Here is a 20728-nt window from a genome sequence, read left to right on the forward strand (position 1 = left end):
TCGAGACTATCGAATCGGGAATCAGCGCTGAAATCGCTTTGCACAATCCGAGGTATCGCTGCCGGCGATGGGTCTGGCCAGTCCACAGATGACCAGCCACCCCAAACCCGTGGCGAGGGAGCTTGCTCCCGCTTGGGTGCGAAGCGCCCACAAGAAAGGGCCGCTACGCAGCCCAGCGGGAGCAAGCTCCCTCGCCACAAAAGCGCTCGGCGGTGCATCAGCCAAGAAGGTGCAAGCCCAGGCATCCATGGACCAGGCACAGGTTTCACACGCTTTCCAAGCCATCCCAGCAGAGGTATTTCACTTCAAGGAACTCGTCGATCCCCAGGTGGGATCCCTCTCGCCCAAGACCGCTCTGTTTCACGCCACCGAAGGGTGCGACTTCATTTGAAATCAGGCCGCAGTTGATGCCCACCATGCCCGATTCGATGCGCGCGGCGTTGCGCCAGATGCGTGCCGCGTCACGGCTGAACAGGTACGCCGCCAAACCGAACTCGCTGTCATTGGCCATCGCGATGGCCTGGTCATCGTTGTCGAAACGCACCAGCGGCATGACCGGGCCGAAGATCTCCTCGCGAGCGACCCGCATCCCGTGGGTCACATCGGTGAGCAAGGTGGGCTGGAAAAAACACCCGCCGAGGGAATGAGGTTTGCCACCCGCCAGCAGCCGGGCACCTTGCGCCAGTGCATCATCCACCAGCGCCTGGGATTTTCGTACGGCCGCGTCATCGATCAACGGCCCGACCTGCACGCCAGGCTCCAGGCCATTGCCCACCTTCAGGCGCGCCATCCGCTCAACGATGCGCTCGGCCAATGCGTCATGAACCCCCGACTGCACCAGCACCCGGTTCGCGCCGATACAGGATTGCCCGCCGTTGCGAAACTTGGCCACCATCACGCCGTCGGCTGCCGCATCGAGATCCGCATCGTCGAAGACAATGAACGGAGCGTTGCCGCCCAGCTCCATGGAGCATTTCTTGACCGTCTGCGCCGCTTGCGCCAACAACAGCCGGCCCACTTCGGTGGACCCCGTGAAGGTGAGTTTGCGCACCAACGGGTTGGCCGTGAGCTCACCGGCAATGTCGCGAGTGTCATTACCGGTGATGACACTGAAAACGCCGCCCGGCACACCCGCGCGCAGGGCCAGTTCAGCGAGCGCCAACGCGGTCAAAGGTGTCTGGCTGGCCGGCTTCACCACCATGGTGCAACCGGCCGCGAGGGCTGGAGCGGCCTTGCGCGTGATCATCGCGGCCGGGAAATTCCAGGGCGTTATCGCCGCGCAGACGCCGATGGGCTCGCGCAGTACGACGATGCGCTGAGTGTCCTTCACCCCCGGAATCAGATCACCGCGCACCCGTGTGGCTTCTTCGCCAAACCATCGCACGAAAGACGCCGCGTAATCGACTTCACCGCGCGCCTCCTCCAGTGGCTTGCCCTCCTCCAGGGTAATCAGCGTGGCAATGTCCTCGCGATGTTCGACCATCAGCTCATACCAACGGCGCAACACCTCGCCACGGCGCTTGGCCGTCAAGCGACGCCACGGGCCGAAGGCGTCGTGCGCCCCATCGATAGCCTGCCGGACTTCAGCTTCGCGACAGCGCGGCAACTCGGCCAGCACCGTCTGATCCACCGGGTTGCGCAACGTGTACCGACCGTGCGGCGTCTCGGCCAGCCATTGTCCAGCGATGTAGGCGTCGGTACGCCACAGCGTGGGATCCTTGAGTAAATGTTTCACTGTGCAATCCTCCCCATCAGCACGGATGGCGCCCGATCATGAAGGCGCTGTCCGGGTCCGAAGTCACCGGCAACCCCGACGCAACCAAGCCTTGGCGCAGCGACTTCATGAAGCGATCCGGGACGCGCATCGCCGGGGCACGCAACGGGCCGCCATTGAAGCCGGCGAGCCAGTCCTGGTATTTCCACATCGTCCGGTTGAGCACACCGGTACCGCCGGCGTAGCTTTGCGCAGCAGCGCCGTTGGCACCGCGGGCCGGATTGACCTTCCAATACAGTTCCATCGCCTCTTCAAAACGACCCGTGCGCGCCAGTTCGAACGCTTTCGGGTAGTAGTCGCTCATCCAGGCGGTGTTGCTGGTGCCGGAGAACTGCAGCTTCATCAGGCTCATCAAGGGAATCGCGTCACCTTCGATCGGGCAACTGATCACCACCTGGTCACGGAAGTGGTGGTACATCTCGCAAATCCCCGCCGGCAGTGGGAACCCTTGCTCCGATTTGATCGCCGCGATGTTCGGGCAATCAGCCAACAGCCGCCGGACCAACTCCAGGGACATACCCGCCGGATGCACCCGTTCAAAGCCCCACAACGGAATCGGGAACAGCATCACGGCAAGGTCCGTCGCGTCGCAGAACGCCTTGGTGTAGTCGTAGATTTCCTGCTCGTTGGTCGGCCAGAACTGCGGTGGATAGGACAGCAGGACAATATCCGCACCGGCATTCTCGGCGAGCTTCACCGCCTCGATGTTCTCGGCAAGCGTGCCAAAAGCAGCATGGAAGAACAGGATCAGGTTTTTCCCCGACTCACGGGCCCAGGCCGTGAACTGCGCGTTCTCCTGGGGAGAGATCGCCAGTTCGCTGCACAGCAACGTGGCGCTGTAGCCCAGGCCGACCGTATGTTCAATGTCGTGGCGAATGCCACGTTCGTTGAGTCGCTTCAGATCGGCGCTGAAACTTGGAATGGTGACAGCCGAGCAGCCCACCAGGTTTTCCCGCGCCCAGGTACGGGCGTCCGCTTTCTTGTATGTGGCCATGATGATTTCCTTTGGACAGTGAGGGTTATTTCGAGACAGGGACAATGCTGGCAGGCAGCTCGATGCCGAGGCCTTGTTGCCGGGCGCGCTCGTACAGCGCTTGGGCGATGACGACGTCCTGCAGCGCCGAGCCCACCGATTTGTAGAGAACGATGTCGCTTGCCTGCTGGCGCGGGGTGACACGGCCCGCGACCAGGTCCCACAGCGCGACCAATTTGTCGGCGACATACACGCCGGCACTGATCGCGGCGATGGCGTCACCGGTATCGTGGAGCACCTCTTGCGGCATATCCGCGACAATGCAGGCGGCTCGCTCCATCGTGACCGGATCAACCTCCCGTTGCTCAGGCAAGGTGGAACCCAACGACACGACCGTGGCGCCCGGGCAAAGCCACGCGCCTTGCAACACCGGAGACTCATCACGGCTGCGGGCGGCACAGATCACCACGTCAGCGTCCCGCACCGCCTCCTGGGCGCTGCTCACCGCCTGGATATCCAGCCCGGGCTTGAAGCTTTCGGCAAAACGCTCACGGCTCGCGGGCGTTGGACTGAACACCCGGACATGGGACACGTCGCGCACGGACTTGAGGCAGTCCAGCGCACCCCGCGCCTCGAACCCGGCGCCAATCACCCCCACCCGCAGCGCTCGCTTGGGCGCCAGCAAATCGACCGCCAGCGCAGCGGTGGCGGCGGTACGCAGACCGGTCACCCGGTTGCCGTCGATCAGCGCACTGAGGGCCATGGTCTGCTGGTTGAACAAGGCGATCAGGTAGCTGGCGCAGCGCGCCCGCATGGAAGCGGCGATCAATTTGCAGCCCATCTGGCCGCCCGTGGGCGGTACGGCGGTCAAGCTGCGCAGCCAGAGCCCGTCGCCCCGCGCCATGGAACGAGGCGGCACCATCGCGTCGGACGTCGGATGGGCATACGCCTCGGCGAGTGCGGCGACGGCAGTGCCCCAATCGGCGAGAGAGGCAACATCGGCATCGCTGAGGAAAAGCGTCGGGGCGATGACTTGGGATTCTTGAGCGTGATGCATGGTGCGAACCTCGCAATCGGTATCAATCGTTGGTTGACTGACACCCTACGAGGCACGCCCCCCATCGAATACTGCTGGGGAGCGAAAGCAGCTATCGCTTAAATCGATGGCATCGACAGATTGCAGATCAACCGGCGCACCTCACGGGAGGCACGCGTCACCGGGCGACGGGGCGACTCCGCCAGGACAACGAAGCGCTCGAGGACCGGCTCGACGATTCGCGATGACACCAGTCGCTGATCCAGCGAGCCCGGCAGCACCGACGCAATGGCATAGCCGCCCCCCGCCGCTACGACTTCGTACTGCAGCTGGACGGAATCGGCTTCCACGGCCACGGATAATTCGACACCTTGATCGGCGGCCAAGTGGTCGAGCCTGGCCCTCAGCAGATGCGGTCGCCCGGGTACGACCAGGGGCAATCCAGATAACTGCTTCAACGGAATGTCCCGACTGGCGAAAAGAGGATCGACGGCAGGCCCCACCAGATGCAGTGGGAGCCTGGCCAGCAGATGCGCTTGCCCGATGCTCGCCTCGCTCTCGCGCAGCACCAGCGCCATATCCAGGCGACCGTCGTGCAACTGCTCTTCGAGTTGAGCACTGGCGCCCTCGATCAAATGCAACCTTACCCCGGGCATCTGCGCCCGCACCGTGGAAAACAGCGTCCCCGCAAACCGCCGCACCGCTGAGGGCAACATGCCCACGACCACCTCGCCCACCGGTTTTCCACGCAGGTTGCGAATGTCGTCGGCAAGGCCCTCCGCGTCCGCGAGAAGGCCTGATATGCATGGCAACAGCTGTTCACCGAATTCGGTCAGGACCACGCCTCGTCCGGTGCGATGGAACAGGCGTTCACCACATTGCGACTCGAGCAAGGCGATATTGCGACTGACCATGGACTGCGGCATATCCAGCAATACGGCCGCTTTGCTGAGGCTGCCCGCCGCCACGACACGGACAAACAAGGTCCAGCGCGGATCGATGATGGTCAGCGCCGAGACGGGGTACTGCGTTGTCGTTTCCGGCACCTGGGCGTTCTGGATGGTTGTCATGTCAGCAGCTCGTTGCGGGCCTGATGCAGGTACTCGCGACTGTCCTGGAGGTGCAGGCGCATGGCCGCGCGTGCGTATTCGGCGTCTTGATTGAAGATCGCCTGGTAGATCTGCTCATGCTCGCTTTGCATGCGCTGCTCGTAGTGCAAAGGCTCATCGTGGAACAGCCGCGCGGAATCCAATCGGCTGCGCGGAATGATGACCACGCCCAGGTTGAGCAGCGTGTGGGCGATGTAGTGATTGCCGGTCGCCTCGGCGATGCCCAGATGGAACTGGAAATCCAGCGCCGCCCGATCATTGAGGCTGACTGCCGGCTGTCCGAGCTGATCGAGCAGCGCTCGCAAACCGGCCAGCTGATCCGGGCGGCGGCGTTGCGCGGCGAGCCCGGCGGCTTCGACTTCCAGGCCAATCCGGAACTCCATGATCGCCAGGGAATCGACGATGACACCAATCGTCGCCGGGTCGATGAAGGTCTTCAATGACAGCGTGCTATCGCGCACAAACGTACCGATGCCGTGGCGTGTCTCGACCATTCCGGCGGCCTGCAGACGCGACATCGCCTCGCGCACCACGGTCCTGCTGACCCTGTGTTCGAGCATGAGGGCCGACTCGGTGGGCAATTGTTCTCCGCTACGCAGTCGCCCCTCGATGATGTGCTCGGAAAGCAGCACCTCAAGCCCTCGGGAAAGACTGCCGCGTTTTTTTCCTTCCGACGCACGCACGGTCATTCCTCGAAAATCGCCACGGCGCGGACGAAGCCGGCCGAGGCGTGCCTGATTTTGTAGGGGAAACAGGACACCTGAAAGCCATGGGCGGGCAGGCATTCCAGGTTCGCCAGTTTCTCCATCTGGCCGTAGCCGATGTCGCGTCCGGCCTTGTGCCCTTCCCAGATGATCGAGGCGTCGCCGGTGGCGGCGAAGCGTTCGCGCGTGTACTTGAACGGCGCGTCCCAACTCCAGGCATCGGTGCCGACCACGCGTACGCCGCGCTCCAACAGATACAACGTGGCCTCGCGGCCAATGCCAACCCCGGCATCCAGATAACCTGGCTGGCCGAACAGTGCACCGGCGCGGGTATTGACCAGGACAATGTCCAACGGCTGGAGCACGTGCTCGATGCGCGCCAACTCAGCCTGTACTTCGGCGGCACTGACCACGTGACCGTCTGGCATATGGCGAAAATCCAGTTTCACCCCCGGTTGCAGGCACCAATCCAGCGGCAACTCGTCGATGCCAAACGCCGGCTTGCCGCCGTCCGTGGTCGAGGCGTAATGCCAAGGGGCGTCCATGTGCGTACCGCTGTGGGTGGTGATTTGCAGGCGCTCCGCCGCCCAGGATTCGTCGCCAGGCAGTTGCGCCTTGGCCAGGCCGGGAAACATCGCGGCCATCTCCGGCCAGCCTTGTTGATGGTCCATGTAGTCGATTTTCGGCAGCAACGGCGGCGGATCAGTGTAAGGGTTGTTGTCCAGGGTCACGGACAGGTCCACCAGACGGCGTTTAGTCGGTTGCATGATCGGTCACTCCAAGCGCCGTCCGCCCCCGCGCACGACGCGCCGAGCCAGCAGGCTTCAAACTGTTACGTATCAAGGCGGCAGCCGAGCCGTCATGGCGAAAGCCAAGGGCGCGGGCCAGTGGGGTTTTCATCGCCGGGAAACTGCCGAACAAGGCTTGCAGCCCGGCATCCGGTACGAAGCTGATCAGTCCGCGGCGTTCCTGGCCGTAGGCAGCGGCCAGGGCATCGATGACCTGGGCAATGGACAGGTGCAACAACGGCAGTTGCCAGACACGTGAGCCGCCGAGTTCGGCGGTCGGCAACTCGGCGGCTTGCAGCAGGTTATCGACGCAGCACCGCACCGACATCCACCACGCCTGCGCCTGCGGCGACACCGGGCAGCAATACGGCTCGCCCTGGGCAAACGCGTGCAGCAGATCGCTCATGAATGCCGAACGCAGGCCGTTGGGTTCACGTGGACGCGCGACGATGCCGGGCAGGCGCACGGCACGACCGTCCACCTCGCCGCGCCGAGCCAGATCGTTGAGGGCCGTTTCCACCATCACCTTGTGCGCGCCATAGCTTATTTGCGGGTGTGGCACGGCACGCTCATCCATGCGCGACGGCAGGTCGCCGCCGTATACCGCCACGCTGCTGGCGTACACCAGCACCGGCACGCCAGGCTGTTCGCGCAACTGATCGAGCAACTCAAGGCTCGCCAGCAAGTTGACCTGATAGCCCAGTGAATACAGCTGCTCGGCCGCGCCGCCCGGCACGCTCACCAGGTGGAACACCACATCGATGCCATCGGCCAGGGCGCGGCGCAGCAACGCGGCATCGGTGACGCTGCCACAATGACGGCGCACGCGCTTGTCGTCAGTAAAGCCCGCCAGTTCCTTATCCAGCAGGATCAACGCGCTGATGGGCTGGCCTCGCAGCTGATTCGTGTCGAGCAGGCGCTGCACCAGTGCCCGCCCGACAAAGCCGTTGGCACCGGTAATCATCACGCGCATGGGCGGTCTCCACGGACGACACGCTGGTCTATCGCGCCAAAGACCGACTGCCCTTGCGCATCGAGGACGTCCATGCGCACCCGGTCGCCAAAGCGCATGAAGGACGTTTTGGGCGCGCCCTGTTCAATCATCTCCACGGCACGACGTTCAGCGATGCAAGCCGCGCCAACGCTGGGGTCGGCATTGGAAACCGTGCCGGAACCGATCACGCAGCCGGCCCTGAGACGCCGGGTCAGCGCTGCATGGGCGATCAACTGATGGAAGCCGAAATGCATCGCGCCACCGTGGGCATGCCCGAACCACTGGCCATTCCATTCAACCTTCAGCGGCAAGTGCACGCGCCCGTCGCTCCAGGCTTCGCCCAACTCGTCGGGGGTGATTGCCACGGGGGCAAAACTTGATGAGGATTTGGCCTGGATAAACCCGAAGCCGGTCTTCATCTCCCGGGGTGCAAGTGCGCGCAAGCTGACGTCGTTGACTTGCACGATGAGACGGATATGGGCGAGGGCTTCTTGCGCCGAGCAGCCCATGGGAACTTCATCGACCACCACGGCGAATTCACCTTCGAAGTCGATGCCATGGGTTTCACTGGGCAGCACGATGTCATCGTGGGCGCCGAGGAAGTCATCGCCGCAACCCTGGTACATCAGGGGCGTGTGTTCGACACCTTCGATGGGATCCAGCGAAAACGCTTTCTGCATCCGCTCGCCATGGCTGAGAAACGATGAAGCATCCAGCCACTGCCAGGCACGCGGCAAGGGTGCGGCGGCTTGTTGCGGATCAAAGGCAAAGGCCCCGACCAGCGCGCCTTCGTTCAGGGCGTCATAGCGAGCGCGCAAAGCGGCCTCGACGCTCGGCCAATGCTCGATGGCCTCCTGCAGCGTCGCCGCGAGATCACTGGCATCCACGGCCCAGGCCAAGTCGCGTGATACCACCAACAGGCGACCGTCGCGGCTGTGATCCTTGAGAGTACTGAGCTTCATGCCCGTTCTCCTTGCAGTTCGGGGGCGAAGCGACCGTCGAGCAGCACGAAGAGCATGCGTGCCATCTGCTCGGTGCGATTGCTCCAAGCGTGATTGGTGCCGCGCTGCACGACGATGTCACCGCGCTTGAGGTGCACCTCTTCGCCATCGAGGACCAGCCAGACCTCGCCCTCCGTCACCACGCCGTAATCCAGCGTTTCGGTGCGGTGCATCAGTTTGTGCGTGGAGTCCGCCTGGCCCGTACCGGCGTGGGCCTGGCCAATTTCGGCGAAGGCTGCCGCGGCATCCTCGGCACTGACCTGGTTCTGCACGCTGTCGGGCGGGATATCCACCACGCGGATGACGCTGCCCAAAGGGGCCGGACTCAATTGAAGCGGCTTGCGGGTGGGGTCGTCGCCGTTGTCGAGCGCGGCCGGGCTGGCGCCGCTGTTCCAGATCTCGTGGAAGACCGTGCCGGGCACGGCCTTGAGCGGGAAGCTGTTCGGCGTCGGTCCGCTGAGCGCGACCACCGCCCGCCCCTGGGCATCGTGCCCGGTGACCACGCGTTTGAAATCAGGAAGCTGTTGCATGTTCAAGTCCTCGATCTGTTGGTGGAACGTGCCAGCGGGTAAAAATGGATTCATGGGAAAGCCTTAAAGATCGAGCACCAGCCGCGCGCTCCTGGCGCGCGAGCAGCACGGCGTGAACTGGTCGTTGCGTGCTCGCTCGGCATCGGTCAGAAACATATCGCGATGCTCCGGCTCGCCTTCCAGCACCCGTGTCAGGCAAGTGCCACAGATGCCCTGCTCGCAGGACAACGGGATGTCGATGCCGGCCTCCAGCAGCACCTGGGCCACGCTGAGCGCGGCAGGCACCTGGAAGCATTGCCCGGTGCTTGCCAGTTGCACCTCGAACCCGCCCGCCTCGCTGGCCGGCGCAGCGGCAGCGGTAAAGTACTCACGGTGCAGCTGCGCCTCGGCCCAGCCCTGCGTGCGTGCGGTATCCAGCACATGGTCCATGAAGCCATTCGGGCCGCAGACATACAGGTGACGATCACTGGCCGGTGCGGACAAAACCCGAGCACTGTCGAGGCGCTGGATGGCCTCGCCATCGTCCAGATGAACATGCACGCAATGGGCGAACGCGCAATGACGGATGTACTCCATGAAGGCCATCCGCCCGGCCGAGCGACCGCAGTAGTGCAACTCGAAAGGCGCGCCGATCCGCGCCAGGCGCTCGGCCATGCAAAGGATCGGCGTGATGCCGATACCGCCCGCGAACAACACGCTGTACCCCGCCCCATGTTCCAGCGGGAACAGGTTGCGCGGCTCGCTGATGCGCAGCCGGCTACCTTCGTGGACCTGCTCGTGCATGGCCTGCGAACCACCGCGCGACGCAGGGTCGAGCAACACCCCCAGCAGGTAGCGGTGGCGTTCTTCCGGGTGATTGCACAGCGAGTACTGGCGCACCAGGCCATTGGGCAGGTGCACGTCGATATGCGAGCCGGCGCTGAAGGCAGGCAGCACGGATTCTTCGGCCGGAGCCAGCTCGAAGCTGTAGATGCCTTCGGCTTCGCGCCGCTTGCGAGTGACGATGACTTCGATCATCCCTTGGCACCCACAGGCTGCTCGGCAGCGATCAAGCGATCGAGTACACGCCGCGCGCGGATGGCGCCTGCATCACCGATCAGCAGGACCGGCTTCAAGTCCCAGAACGATGCATCGCCCATCATGCGCTGCTGCGCCTCAAGCATGGGCAAGTCTTCATCGGCAAAGGGTTGGTTGATCGCGGCCGCTTGCTCGTCAGCGAATCGCTCGGCGAACTCGCCCATTGCCTTGGGGAAACAAACAGAAAACCAGTAGTGAGTCGTGGCCTCGGTTTCCGGGGTGAACAGATGCGGAATCGGCGTGGAAACTCCCTGCTCCCTGGGGAGCCCTGTCGCCACCGCACCGGAAAACAACAACATGTTCGCAGGCGCATCCCAACGCACATCAATCCAACGGTCCACCGGAGTGCCCTGGGGAATGTTCCAGGCGGCGTAGAGAAATTCCGGCATGATTTCCGCGACGGTCTGGCGGTTGGACCAAACGGTGTTGCCCTCCTCCTGCACGCTGGTCAACGCGCTCTTGACGCCATCACCACCCAACGTTGACGGGTGCAGGAACTCGATATGACTCAGGTCCATGATGTTGTCGGTTTCCAGCACGTAGTTGGCTCGCGCGTGCAAATAACGTTTGCCGACATACCAAAGGTCTTCGTCCATGCAACTGAAATCCGGAATCAGCGTCGCGTCGGCCAGACCTGCATCGCCCATCCAGATCCACAACAGGCTGTGGCGCTCGACCAGCGGGTAAGCCTTGACCTTCGCCGCCTTGGGAATGGCGCCATCGCCGTGGGGGTTATGCATGCAGGTGCCGCTGCCATCGAATTCCAGGCCGTGGTACGGGCAACGCACCGAATCGCCTTTAAGCGTTCCCATGCCCAGGGGCGCGAAACGGTGGGGGCAGCGATCGGCAATGGCCTGGGCGGTGCCCTGGGTATCGCGAAAAAACACCACGGGTTCGTTGAGCAGGGTTCGTTGGAACAGCTCTCCGGCGTTGACCTCGGTTCCCCAGGCGGCTGCGTACCAGACGTTGCGTAGGAAGCTCATCGCAATACCTCTTTTCCAAAGCTTGATGACGGGTTGGCGTGCGTCGCCGCGCGCTCGGTTTCAATCAACCGACGCAGCACCCGCCGACAGCGCACGGCCCCGGCATCGACGGGCAGCAACACCGGGTTGAGGCCCAGCAAGTCAACCTCACCTATCTGGCGCTGCTGGGCCTCGACCATGGGTTTGTCTTCACCGGCGAAGATGCCGATCAACATGTCCTGGACGAAGGCGTTCAATTGCGCGTTGTCCTGCTCGAAACTGCGCGTGTTGGCGAAGAAATAATGGGTATTCGTCGCATCCTGCGGAGTCATCAGGTGCAGGTTCCAGGTCACCGGTCCCTCTTCCCTGGGGCGCCCTGGCGCGGTGGCGCCACTGCCCAGCAGCATCAGGCCAGGCGCGTGCCAGATGACTTCGGCCCAGACGTCTGCCCGGCTCGGATCTTCAAGGTGAGCGCCGAACGCCGGCGGAGGAACATCATCTGCGGCCCACCAACTGATGCGCACTCGATCGTTGGCCAGCTCCTCGACGGCGGCGCGGGTGCGTGACAACGCTCCGCCACCGAGCGTATCCGGGTGCAGGAAATCAACATGGCTCAGGTCCATGATGTTGTCGGACAGCAGCTCGTAATGCGCGCGTGTAGGCAGGTACCCGTGTCCCTTGGCATGGGTGGGCGCCTGCTCGAAAAAGGAAAAGTCAGGAATCAGCGCATCGCTGGCCAGGTGACGCTCACCCAGCCAGACCCAGATCGCGCCGTGGCGTTCAACGACCGCGAACCCGCGGACACAGGCCGCCTTGGGGATGTTTCCCTCGCCATGGGGGTTGTGCGTGCATTGGCCACTGCCGTCGAAACGCAAGCCGTGGTATGGGCACTGGATGCTGTCGCCAACAATCGTGCCCATGTGTAGCGGGGCAAAACGGTGCGGGCAACGATCGGCGAGCGCTTGGATCGCGCCCCGGCTGTCGCGAAAGAAGACCATGGGTTGTTCGACGATGGTCCTGCCCAGCATCGCCCTTGGCGCCAACTCGTCCGCCCACCCGGCGATGTACCAGGTGTTGAGCAAATAGCTCATATCGTTCTCCTCTTGTTCTTGTTTTTTTGGGATGTGGAATCAGCGATCAGGCTTTGCCGCAACCGCAGCGGGAAAAACCGACTCGCCGCCACGCAACCGAATACAGGCCACGGCCACCAGGAGTTGAACGCCGGCAACGATGCCCAGCGCGGCGGGCAAGGCGCTGGTCACCCCACCGGTGATCGCCAGCACCACCAGCGGGCTGACAAACTCCCCGGCGAAGAACATCGAGGTGAAACCACCGGCGGCGCGGCCGCGCTGCTGGAAGTCGACCTGGGCCATGATCCAGGTGAGCAGGGTCGGCATCATCAGGCCGATACCCAGGCCATTGATCAGTACGGCGATCACCACCCATCCATGGCTGTCGGCCACCGCCAGCAACCCACCGCCGATGCCAGCGGCGACGAAGGCCAGGAGCATCTGCCGGTGCGCCGGCACGCCACTGAACAGGCGGAAACTCAACGCGCCGACCAGTACGCCGAGCTGGCTGGCGCCCATGGTCAAGCCAATCTGCTGCGACCCTTCGACATGCAGCAGGTTGAGCAGATAACCAACTTGTACCGGCACGATGAACAGGCTCAATCCGGCAAGGAATGCCAGGCCATACAACGGTGCCAAGGCGCGCCAGGGAAACGTCGCGCCTGCGGCTTTTTTCGCCGCGACGTCACGCCCATGCGGCTCCCACAGCAGCCAGGCCATCAACGGCAGCAGCACCAGCCCCAACCCGTACAGCGCAAACGGTGTGCGCCAGCCGTACTCGCCCAGCACGCCGCCGATGGCAATGAAAATCGCCGCCGACAACGAGGTCGCGACCATTTGCAGGGCGAACATGCGTTCACGCCGCGCGCCGCTGTAGTAGTCGCCCATCATCGTGGTGCAGCACGTCATGATCGCCGCCTCGGCCAGGCCGATGCCGGCGCGGCTGACGACGATCGCCTGCAACGAATCCAGCCAGAGCGGCAGCACCCCACAGACGGTGTAGAGGCACATCGCGCCGATCAGCAACGGCTTGCGTCCGAGTCGGTCGGCAATGATCCCGGCGAAAGGTGCCAACAGGGCAATCATCAGCGCCGGTAGCGTCAGGGCGATGGGAACCAGCACCGCGACGCCCGGGGTGTCGGCGAAGTGTTCCTGCATGCGCGGCAGGACGGGGGCCAGCAGCACCGCGCCGAGGACCGGCAGGCAGCTGCCGAGCAACAGCAACAAGGACTGCGGCAGCCGCGCCTGGCGTTCAACGTTCATCACGCACCTCCGGCGGTTGGGTCGCGCAGAACGCCACCCCGAAAGCGACCAGACCGGTTCGAAGCGCTAGCCAGAGATGCTGCTGGAGCTGATAGATGCGAGGCATGGGAACGTCCTTTCTTATTGTCATGACGCAATGGGTTGGGCGCAGGGCGTTGCGCGTTGATCGTGTCCCGGGGTTTGCGGACAAAGGGCCTGTTGCAGGCAACCGCCCTCCTCGACCACGGCAGGCGTGAGCGCCAAGCTGGTCGGCGGGATGGGTTCAGCCAAGGTCTGTTCCCGACTGATCCGTTCGCTCGGCAACAGGAAGTGCGCCAGGGCCGGCAACAGGACCAGGGCGCCGACCATGTTCCAGACGAACATGAACGCCAGCAGCACGCCCATGTCGGCCTGGAACTTGATCGGCGAAAACATCCAGGTGGCGACGCCGATCGCCAGGGTCACTCCGGTCAGCATCACCACCTTGCCGGTGGACAGCAGTGCCCGGTAATACGACTCCGACAGGCTGGTGCCCTGGCGCATGTGACCGAGCAGGATGCTCATCACGTACAGCGCATAGTCGACGCCGATGCCCACGCCGAGCGCGATGACCGGCAGGGTCGCGACCTTGACGCCGATGTCCAGCCAGACCATCAGCGCTTCGCAGAGGATCGAGGTGAGCATCAGCGGAATCACCGCGCACACCGTGGCACGCCAGGAGCGGAAGGTGATCAGGCAGAGCAGGATCACCGCACCGTAGACCCAGAACAGCATTTCCCGATTGGCCTGCTTGACCACGATATTGGTCGCGGCCTCGATTCCGGCGTTGCCGGCAGCCAGGAGGAACTGGACGTCGTTGGTATTGTTCGCCGCCGCGAACTGTTCGACATGCTCCACCAGGCGGGTCAGGGTTTGCGCCTTGTGGTCGGAGAGGTAGGCGTACAGCGTCAGCAGGCTGCAGTCTTCGTTGTACAACCCGCGTGGCGCCCCGGCGGTGATCATGTTGAGCATCGCCTGGTTGTTCTGCAGCTCGTACCACTTCGGGCTGCCTTCGCTGAGGCCCACCAGCATTCGACGGTTGAGCAGCGCCAGGGAATTGGTCGAGTCGACACCCGGCAAGGTACGCAATTGCCAGTCGAGGGCATCGACCTTGTTCAGGATGTCATAGCGCGAACAGGCGCTGGCAGGCGTCTTGATCATTACCGCGAACAGGTCGCTGCTCGCGCCGTAATGCCGGGTCAGGAAGGCGTCATCCTGGTTGTAGCGCGAATCAGCGCGCAGTTCGGGAGCGCCTGCATCCAGGTCACCCACCTTCAATTGCAGGCTGACCACGAAGCCGAGCGTCGCCAGCGCCAGGCTCAAGGCGATGCACAATGCCGCCCAGCGACGCTGGGTGAACAGATCGAGGAAGCGCCAGAATCCATGGCGATGTTGGCCGGCTTGCTCGGCGTGCTCGCTTTTCAGGCTCAGTCGCGCCGCATGGCCGCTGACCCCGACATAGGAAAGCAATATCGGCAGCAGGATCAAGTTGGTGAAGATCAGTACCGCGACGCCGATGCTGGCGATCATCGCCAGGTCCTGGATCACCTGGATCTTGATGATCATCAGCACCGCGAAACCGACCGCGTCACAGAGCAGCGCGGTGAGGCCGGCGAGGAACAGGCGGCGAAAGGTGAAACGCGCGGCGACCACGCGGTGCATGCCCCGACCGATGTCCTGCATGATCCCGTTCATCTTCTGCGCGCCATGGCTCATGCCAATGGCAAACACCAGGAACGGCACCAGCACCGAATAGGGGTCCAGCTGATAATCCAGCAACGGCAGCAGGCCAAGCTGCCAGACCACCGCCACCAATGAGCAGAACACCACCAGCAAGGTGCTGCGAATGCAGCGGGTGTACCAATAGAGCACGACGGTGGTGATCAGGATCGCCACGGCGAAGAAGATCAGGATCTGCCGCAGGCCGGCGATCAGGTCACCGACTTTCTTGGCGAAACCGGTGATATGGATATCAACGCTGTCGCTCTGGTATTGGCTGCGCAGCGATTCCAGTTGTTGCGACAACCGGGTGTAGTCCAAGGGCCGGCCGTCGGGAGTGCGCTGCAACAGCGGGACCTGGATGATGCTCGAGGCCTGGTCGAATGCCACCAGCTGGCCGATTTCGTTGGACAGCTGCACATTTCGCCGCAAGGCCGCCAGGCTGGCGGAACCACCGTCGTAGTTATCCGGGATCACCGGCCCGCCTTCCAGGCCGGCTTCGGTCACGGCGACCCAGCGCGTGGCGGGCGTCCACAACGATTTCATGTAGGCGCGATCGACACCGGGCAGCAGGTAGATCTTGTCGCTCAACGCCTGCAAGGTCTTGAGGTAGTCAGCGTCATAGATCTCGCCCCGCTTGTTCACCACGGCGATGCGCAAGGCGTTGCCCAGCCCGCTCAACTCCTGCTGGTGCTCAAGGTAGTTGGCAATGTAGGGATGATGGGTGGGAATCATTTTTTCGAAACTGGCGTTGAGCTCGACGCGGCTGGACTGCCAACCCAACACCAGCGTGGTCGCCAGGCACAGCAGCAACACCCACAGGCGATGATTGAACAATGCCCGTTCGAGCACCGAGCCGGAACGCGGATCGAAATCGTCGAACGCATTCGCAGGGGATTGGGGGAACTTACCAGGGGACGTCATAACCTCACTCCGAAGCGGCAGTGGCTGGCTGCGCAATACGCTGCAGCCCGGTGAAACCGGCAACGACCAGGCTGCCATCGGCGGCCTCGATCAGACTTGAAACAGGCTTGCCCAACGGCTTGCCAAATGGCAGCAGCACCTGCCCGCCGTTGCGAAACAGCGTGCCGGCCTGGTTGACCAGCAATACCTGACCGTCGGCCAGGCGGGTGGCATCGTTGAATGAAATCGGCACGGGAACGGACAGGCGCTGAAAGCTTGTGCCGGCATCGTTGGAAACAAAGGCGTTGCCCTTCAGGCCGGCGACGAGCAGCGCGCCATCGGCACGACTCTGGAGGGTGAAGAAACTGCCTTCGTAAGGGCTGTCCAACTGGCTGAACGACGTCGCGTCGTCGTCCGAGCGCGCCAGGTAACCCTGCTCGCCCGCCAGGAACCAACGCGGGCCCTGGCGACTGATGGCGTACAAGTGCAAGCCGTTCGGGTTGGCGATGCGCCCCATCAATGAATGCCAGGTCGCGCCGCCATCGGTGGTCTGCAGCGCCAAGCCATAGGCCCCGACGATCAACCCACGGTGTGCATCGATGAACTGGAGCGCCAGGAAGGGCTTGTCCGCCCCATCGGCGACCAGGCGCTCCGCACTTTGTACCCGTATCAGGGCGTCGTCCGGGTTGGCTGCCGTGGCCTGCTCGGCCTTGGCGGCCTCCAGTTCCAGCTGTGCCACGCGCACGCCGTCGAGCTGCAGCGTCCAGTGCTCGCCGCCATCGTGCGTCGTCAGCACCACGCCTGCGTGGCCGACCGCCCAACCCTGCTGCGCATCGACAAACTGCACCGCCGTCAGGCTGACCGACACCGGCACCGAAGCCTGGCGCCAGCTCTGCCCGTTATCGTCGGAAAACACCACCAGCCCGCGTTCACCTACGGCGACGAGACGTGTACCGGCGCGCGCCAGGTCGATCAAAACGCCTTTCTGCGCACCCGACACCTGCATGGCGGGAGTATTCAGCGGCACGTCCACGGCAGCCGTCCCGGCCAGGCATTCGCTCGCGGCGACGGGCAGGCACAGGGCCAAGAGCAACGCGCCCGCCTGACTGATTCTGTTCATAACCCACCTCGGAAAAACATTCATCCCCCAAAGGGCAGGCCGACAGGCCCGCCCCTGGCTCTCGGCCCGATCAACGCACGCCGCGACCCGCCATCGCCGCGGGCGAGAACTCCGAGGCCTTGTAGCGATCAACCGCGCGATACTGCTCCGGCAACCCGGCATAGAGGTTCTGGATAAACCACGCACCGGAAGTCAGGTCGTAGAAACCGGATGACAGTTGCACCAGGCCTGGCAGGTCGGGCAATACGGAAGGCAGCGACCAGAGGGTCTTGGCCAGTTGACCGCTGGCGTCCCAACGATCGCCGAGCAGGGCTTGCCAAGTGTCCTCGTCGAGGTAGTAGCGGCCCTTGGGCAACTGGTGGCGCTTGCCGGCGGCCACCGTCGACTCGACCACCCAGACGCGGTGCAACTCCCAGCGCACGTAATCCGGGTTCAGATGGTGCTTGCCCAACAGGTCCTGCGGCTGGGCAGCGTTCTGCACCTTGTTGGTGTTGTAGGGAACGTAGATTTCCTGCTTGCCGACCAGTTTCCAGTCGAACCGGTCCGTACGACCGCCCCACACACTCAACTCATCGAAGGACATGACCCCGGCGGTGGAAGGCGTCGGCGTATCACAGCAGGCGTTGGGCAGCGTGCGCACCCGGCGCTGGCCGCTCAGGTAGACATGGGCCTGGGATTTGTCGCCGTTGATGTTTTCACGCCCGAGGATCTGCTCGCCGGCACGAATCGCCGGGCCGAGGTTGACGAAGTGCACCAGCCAGTAGTCGCCCGAGTAGTTTTCAGGACCGCCCTCCTGGAAGTAGTAGGGCATTTCCTGGGTCAGCAGGCCGTCGCTGGTCATCACCTGGTTGCCGTCGGCGGTCATCAGATAGTGGCGAAAATGCCCCGCCACCGAAGTGCCGCGCCAGTTCAACACGTGGTTCCAGATGGCTTCGGTGCCGTTCTGCGGAATCGGAAACGGAATCCCGCCATAGGCACCGTCGGGAATCAGGCCGGCACTGCTGTTGATCAGTTTGGCCCGAGTCGCATTCTTGAAGGTGTTGTCGTAGACCCATTGCGGCGCGGCCGCCGTGCGCCGGGTCGGGTAGACATCGATGCGATAGGTCTCCGGGAAGCGCTTGAACAGCTCCTTGGTGCCGTCGCTGAGCTTGTCGGCGTACTTGGTCAGGTTCTGTGCAGTGATGCTGAACAAGGGTTTATCGGCGGCAAACGGATCGCTGCGCTTGGCGCCCGGGACATAGCCCGGCTCGACCTTGGTGTAGCCACCGTCCCAGGCCGGGATGCTGCCGTCGGCATTGCCAGCCTTCTCGGCACCGAAGGGCGTCAGGGTCTTGCCCAGCGCGGCGGCTTGTTCGGCGCTGGCGGCCAGGGCGATCGGCGCGGCGGCAGCCAGCAGGGTTAAGCACAAGGCCTTTAGAGTGAACTGAATGGTCATGCGCGAATCCTCTTAAAACGTGGTCTTGACGGAGAAAGCCAGGTAATCCCGGTCCTTCAGCGACTGCTTGTAGTTGAACTGGTTGGCGGCGTTGAGGCTGGTATCCTCGGGACCGTAGAAGTGGGTGTAGGTCAGCCCCACGGTCACTTGGTCCAGGTAGGTGGCGGAGACGCCGATGTTCATGTCCCCTCCCCGATCGGGACCGAACCCGCTGATCACCGCCGACTTGCCCATGGGGAAATAGCTGATGCCCACCGGCACGCTGAGGTCCACGCCTGGGAAGAACTGGCGATAGGTGGGTGTGTAAACCAGCTTCAAGCCCAGGCCGTCATCGGTGGCGTTGGGGTCCAGCGCGGCACGATTCCTGGTCACGGCCAGCAGGCGGTTCCAGGCGACCTCGCCCACCAGGCTGGCTTCATTGGAAACAAAGGAAGGGCCCAGCGAGGCCAGGACGTTGAGGTTGACGTGGGCCGTGCGGCCGACGGCGTAGAGGGCGTCATCGTTGTTGTCCGCGTCGACGCCCGGCAGGACGGTCTGGGCGTTGGAGACCAGCGGCATGTTCCAGCGCATCGACGCTTCGCCGGCAAAGCTGTACTCGTTCACCGACGTCGCGAAGCTGGCCCCCAGTACGCGAATATCTTCCGGGTAGACCCAGGAGTATTCGCCGACCTGCCCGGTGCTGAAGTTCGGCCCGGTGGCATTCGGCTTCAAATACAACGTCGGGGTTTTCTCGTGGTACTGCAGCGCGTACAGGCCGTAATCCGTCGTCCCGGTGTTGTACTTGAGCTGCAGGCCGCCCTGGCCGGAGCTCCTGGCCTTCTTGTCCTTGCCATGGAAAAACGCCGCCGGGCTGTTGGCATTGCCGCCCAGGAAATCCGGGAATGGCCCGCCTGTGATCAGCCGTTCATTGCCATCGCCGATGGTATCGCTGGTGGAGAAATAACTGCCGGCGCCCGGCAAGCGGGTGGCCTCCCACTCCAACTGGTAGAAGGCGCCCAATGACACATCGTCGGTCAGTTGGTACGCGGTGGAGAGCTGGTTGACCGGCCGGGTGATTTCCTTGAACTGCGTGTTGGGCACCGACTGCGCCTTGACCACGTCCACCGGCGCCATGGCCCCGGCAATCCCGTTGCCGCCGAAGAACAGGCTCTCGCCCCAGATCAGGCCGTGGCGCCCCGCGCGAACCGACAACGTACGGTCGGCCAGCTCACCGTTCCAGTAGACAAAGGCGTCCAGCAGTTCACCGTCGCCACCGTGCAATTGCTGGGTGTCGTGGGTGAATTCGTCGAAGCCCACCGACCGTTGGTTGGCGCTGGCCGCGTCGTTGTTGTCGTTGCGGTCCTGGTACACGGTGTCGTACCAGGCGGCGCCGCTCAGACGGGCACCGAAGTTGTGAAAACCGATGTCCAGTTCGGAAAGAATGTCCAGGCGATTGGAGATCAGCCCCTTGCCGAAGTTATGGTCGCCGTCATTCTGGTTCAGCGCCGTCTGGCCCTCGCTGAGTTTGCTGCTGGGATCCTTCAGCCGCCAGGCCGCGCTGTACTTCAGCGTATTGTCCCAACGCAAGCTGAGGTCGGGATTGCCGGTGTCGATCTGGAAGGCCTGGGCAGCCGAAGCGCCCAGTCCCAGGCTCGCAGCAAGGGTCAGGGTAAAGGGGACGCGCCGCGACGCAGCGATCTTGCGAGTAGCCATCGAAGTAACCCTCTTATTGTTTTTTTTGTATGTCAGTTCTTCTGGTAAAACCGTGCCGCAATCCAGCCAGGCCTACCGACTGTTTTTGCACGCATTCGCTGCCGGGTTGTGTTCACTTTCTCGGCAAAGCAGGCGTTTGACTAATCGCATGTAGGGATACGATGTATCAGAAACCGCGATACATTCATGACCCCGCAGGCACCTCCAGTTGGCCGGCTTCGAGCACCAGCCAATCAGCCTCCGCGTGCCATTGCAGAGCACTCAGGCTTTCGCCCAGGCACGGCCCGTAGACGCACAAACCAGTGTCCGGAAGGAACCTGGCACCGTGGGCGTAACAGATGACCTGGCGGCCATCGACGCTGAGAAAACGGTCCTTGCGGTACTCCAGGCGCACCTCCAGATGCGGGCAACGGTTGCGATAAACCCGCACCTCGCCGTCATGGCGCAGGGCAAACACGCTGTCTTTTCCGGTGCCCAGAGGGTCGAACCCGCGGGACTGCCCTTCGACCAGTTCATCCAGGCGACACAGCACCATCGCTTCATGACCCATGGACGAAATC

General features: G+C 63.3%; 18 protein-coding genes. All 18 read right to left on the minus strand.

All coding sequences use genetic code 11. The annotated features are described in order from the left end of the window. Nucleotides 1-265 precede the first annotated feature (265 nt). The gene (locus tag KSS97_RS17065; protein ID WP_217859721.1) at nt 266-1735 is read right to left on the minus strand and encodes an NAD-dependent succinate-semialdehyde dehydrogenase; all 1470 of its coding nucleotides are present in this window, start codon (nt 1733-1735) and stop codon (nt 266-268) included. A 16-nt stretch (nt 1736-1751) separates the two neighbouring features. After that, nucleotides 1752-2768, minus strand: coding sequence for a dihydrodipicolinate synthase family protein (locus KSS97_RS17070; protein WP_217859722.1), 1017 nt, complete (start codon nt 2766-2768; stop codon nt 1752-1754). 25 nt (nt 2769-2793) lie between these two features. After that, complete coding sequence (locus tag KSS97_RS17075; protein ID WP_217859723.1) at nt 2794-3804, minus strand: ornithine cyclodeaminase family protein; 1011 nt, start codon at nt 3802-3804, stop codon at nt 2794-2796. Nucleotides 3805-3902: 98 nt separating this feature from the next. Next, on the minus strand, nt 3903-4853 hold the full coding sequence (locus KSS97_RS17080; RefSeq protein ID WP_264081976.1) for a LysR family transcriptional regulator: 951 nt from the start codon (nt 4851-4853) through the stop codon (nt 3903-3905). Beyond that, a complete protein-coding gene (locus KSS97_RS17085) occupies nt 4850-5575 on the minus strand; it encodes a FadR/GntR family transcriptional regulator (protein WP_225936048.1) in 726 nt (241 codons plus the stop codon). Before KSS97_RS17085 ends, KSS97_RS17080 begins: the two co-directional genes overlap by 4 nt. A gap of 2 nt (nt 5576-5577) precedes the next feature. After that, nucleotides 5578-6363 carry a cyclase family protein gene (locus KSS97_RS17090; protein WP_030141671.1) on the minus strand — a complete coding sequence of 262 codons (786 nt, stop codon included), beginning with the start codon at nt 6361-6363 and terminating at the stop codon, nt 5578-5580. Then, nucleotides 6350-7357: an NAD-dependent epimerase/dehydratase family protein gene (locus KSS97_RS17095; RefSeq protein ID WP_217859724.1), complete on the minus strand. Its 1008-nt coding sequence runs from the start codon at nt 7355-7357 to the stop codon at nt 6350-6352. Before KSS97_RS17095 ends, KSS97_RS17090 begins: the two co-directional genes overlap by 14 nt. Next, nucleotides 7348-8340: a fumarylacetoacetate hydrolase family protein gene (locus tag KSS97_RS17100; RefSeq protein ID WP_030141673.1), complete on the minus strand. Its 993-nt coding sequence runs from the start codon at nt 8338-8340 to the stop codon at nt 7348-7350. Before KSS97_RS17100 ends, KSS97_RS17095 begins: the two co-directional genes overlap by 10 nt. Continuing rightward, entirely contained in the window at nt 8337-8909 is a 573-nt protein-coding gene (locus tag KSS97_RS17105; RefSeq protein ID WP_198795912.1) for a cupin domain-containing protein, read from the minus strand. The genes KSS97_RS17100 and KSS97_RS17105 overlap by 4 nt, the downstream gene beginning before the upstream one ends. Nucleotides 8910-8972: 63 nt before the next feature. Next, complete coding sequence (locus tag KSS97_RS17110) at nt 8973-9926, minus strand: PDR/VanB family oxidoreductase (RefSeq protein ID WP_217859725.1); 954 nt, start codon at nt 9924-9926, stop codon at nt 8973-8975. Continuing rightward, entirely contained in the window at nt 9923-10969 is a 1047-nt protein-coding gene (locus tag KSS97_RS17115) for a Rieske 2Fe-2S domain-containing protein (RefSeq protein ID WP_030141676.1), read from the minus strand. Before KSS97_RS17115 ends, KSS97_RS17110 begins: the two co-directional genes overlap by 4 nt. Next, nucleotides 10966-12039: a Rieske 2Fe-2S domain-containing protein gene (locus KSS97_RS17120; protein ID WP_217859726.1), complete on the minus strand. Its 1074-nt coding sequence runs from the start codon at nt 12037-12039 to the stop codon at nt 10966-10968. Before KSS97_RS17120 ends, KSS97_RS17115 begins: the two co-directional genes overlap by 4 nt. Nucleotides 12040-12078: 39 nt before the next feature. Continuing rightward, the gene (locus tag KSS97_RS17125) at nt 12079-13281 is read right to left on the minus strand and encodes an MFS transporter (protein WP_030141678.1); all 1203 of its coding nucleotides are present in this window, start codon (nt 13279-13281) and stop codon (nt 12079-12081) included. A 126-nt stretch (nt 13282-13407) separates the two neighbouring features. After that, the gene (locus KSS97_RS17130; protein ID WP_217859727.1) at nt 13408-15942 is read right to left on the minus strand and encodes an efflux RND transporter permease subunit; all 2535 of its coding nucleotides are present in this window, start codon (nt 15940-15942) and stop codon (nt 13408-13410) included. 4 nt (nt 15943-15946) lie between these two features. After that, nucleotides 15947-17041, minus strand: a complete 1095-nt coding sequence (locus tag KSS97_RS17135; protein WP_030141680.1) for a WD40/YVTN/BNR-like repeat-containing protein — start codon at nt 17039-17041, stop codon at nt 15947-15949. A gap of 70 nt (nt 17042-17111) precedes the next feature. Then, on the minus strand, nt 17112-18476 hold the full coding sequence (locus KSS97_RS17140) for a DUF1329 domain-containing protein (RefSeq protein WP_030141681.1): 1365 nt from the start codon (nt 18474-18476) through the stop codon (nt 17112-17114). A 12-nt stretch (nt 18477-18488) separates the two neighbouring features. Continuing rightward, the gene (locus tag KSS97_RS17145) at nt 18489-20168 is read right to left on the minus strand and encodes a DUF1302 domain-containing protein (protein WP_030141682.1); all 1680 of its coding nucleotides are present in this window, start codon (nt 20166-20168) and stop codon (nt 18489-18491) included. A 184-nt stretch (nt 20169-20352) separates the two neighbouring features. Further along, nucleotides 20353-20718: a Rieske (2Fe-2S) protein gene (locus KSS97_RS17150; RefSeq protein ID WP_030141683.1), complete on the minus strand. Its 366-nt coding sequence runs from the start codon at nt 20716-20718 to the stop codon at nt 20353-20355. Nucleotides 20719-20728 lie beyond the last annotated feature (10 nt).

Source organism: Pseudomonas alvandae (assembly GCF_019141525.1).
GTDB lineage: Bacteria > Pseudomonadota > Gammaproteobacteria > Pseudomonadales > Pseudomonadaceae > Aquipseudomonas > Aquipseudomonas alvandae.

Coding starts and splice junctions, on each gene's coding strand:
- KSS97_RS17070 (WP_217859722.1), bottom strand. CDS start 2,768: ATGGCCACATACAAGAAAGCGGACGCCCGTACCTGGGCGCGGGAAAAC.
- KSS97_RS17075 (WP_217859723.1), bottom strand. CDS start 3,804: ATGCATCACGCTCAAGAATCCCAAGTCATCGCCCCGACGCTTTTCCTC.
- KSS97_RS17080 (WP_264081976.1), bottom strand. CDS start 4,853: ATGACAACCATCCAGAACGCCCAGGTGCCGGAAACGACAACGCAGTAC.
- KSS97_RS17090 (WP_030141671.1), bottom strand. CDS start 6,363: ATGCAACCGACTAAACGCCGTCTGGTGGACCTGTCCGTGACCCTGGAC.
- KSS97_RS17095 (WP_217859724.1), bottom strand. CDS start 7,357: ATGCGCGTGATGATTACCGGTGCCAACGGCTTTGTCGGGCGGGCACTG.
- KSS97_RS17100 (WP_030141673.1), bottom strand. CDS start 8,340: ATGAAGCTCAGTACTCTCAAGGATCACAGCCGCGACGGTCGCCTGTTG.
- KSS97_RS17105 (WP_198795912.1), bottom strand. CDS start 8,909: ATGCAACAGCTTCCTGATTTCAAACGCGTGGTCACCGGGCACGATGCC.
- KSS97_RS17110 (WP_217859725.1), bottom strand. CDS start 9,926: ATGATCGAAGTCATCGTCACTCGCAAGCGGCGCGAAGCCGAAGGCATC.
- KSS97_RS17115 (WP_030141676.1), bottom strand. CDS start 10,969: ATGAGCTTCCTACGCAACGTCTGGTACGCAGCCGCCTGGGGAACCGAG.
- KSS97_RS17120 (WP_217859726.1), bottom strand. CDS start 12,039: ATGAGCTATTTGCTCAACACCTGGTACATCGCCGGGTGGGCGGACGAG.
- KSS97_RS17125 (WP_030141678.1), bottom strand. CDS start 13,281: ATGAACGTTGAACGCCAGGCGCGGCTGCCGCAGTCCTTGTTGCTGTTG.
- KSS97_RS17130 (WP_217859727.1), bottom strand. CDS start 15,942: ATGACGTCCCCTGGTAAGTTCCCCCAATCCCCTGCGAATGCGTTCGAC.
- KSS97_RS17135 (WP_030141680.1), bottom strand. CDS start 17,041: ATGAACAGAATCAGTCAGGCGGGCGCGTTGCTCTTGGCCCTGTGCCTG.
- KSS97_RS17140 (WP_030141681.1), bottom strand. CDS start 18,476: ATGACCATTCAGTTCACTCTAAAGGCCTTGTGCTTAACCCTGCTGGCT.
- KSS97_RS17145 (WP_030141682.1), bottom strand. CDS start 20,168: ATGGCTACTCGCAAGATCGCTGCGTCGCGGCGCGTCCCCTTTACCCTG.
- KSS97_RS17150 (WP_030141683.1), bottom strand. CDS start 20,718: ATGGGTCATGAAGCGATGGTGCTGTGTCGCCTGGATGAACTGGTCGAA.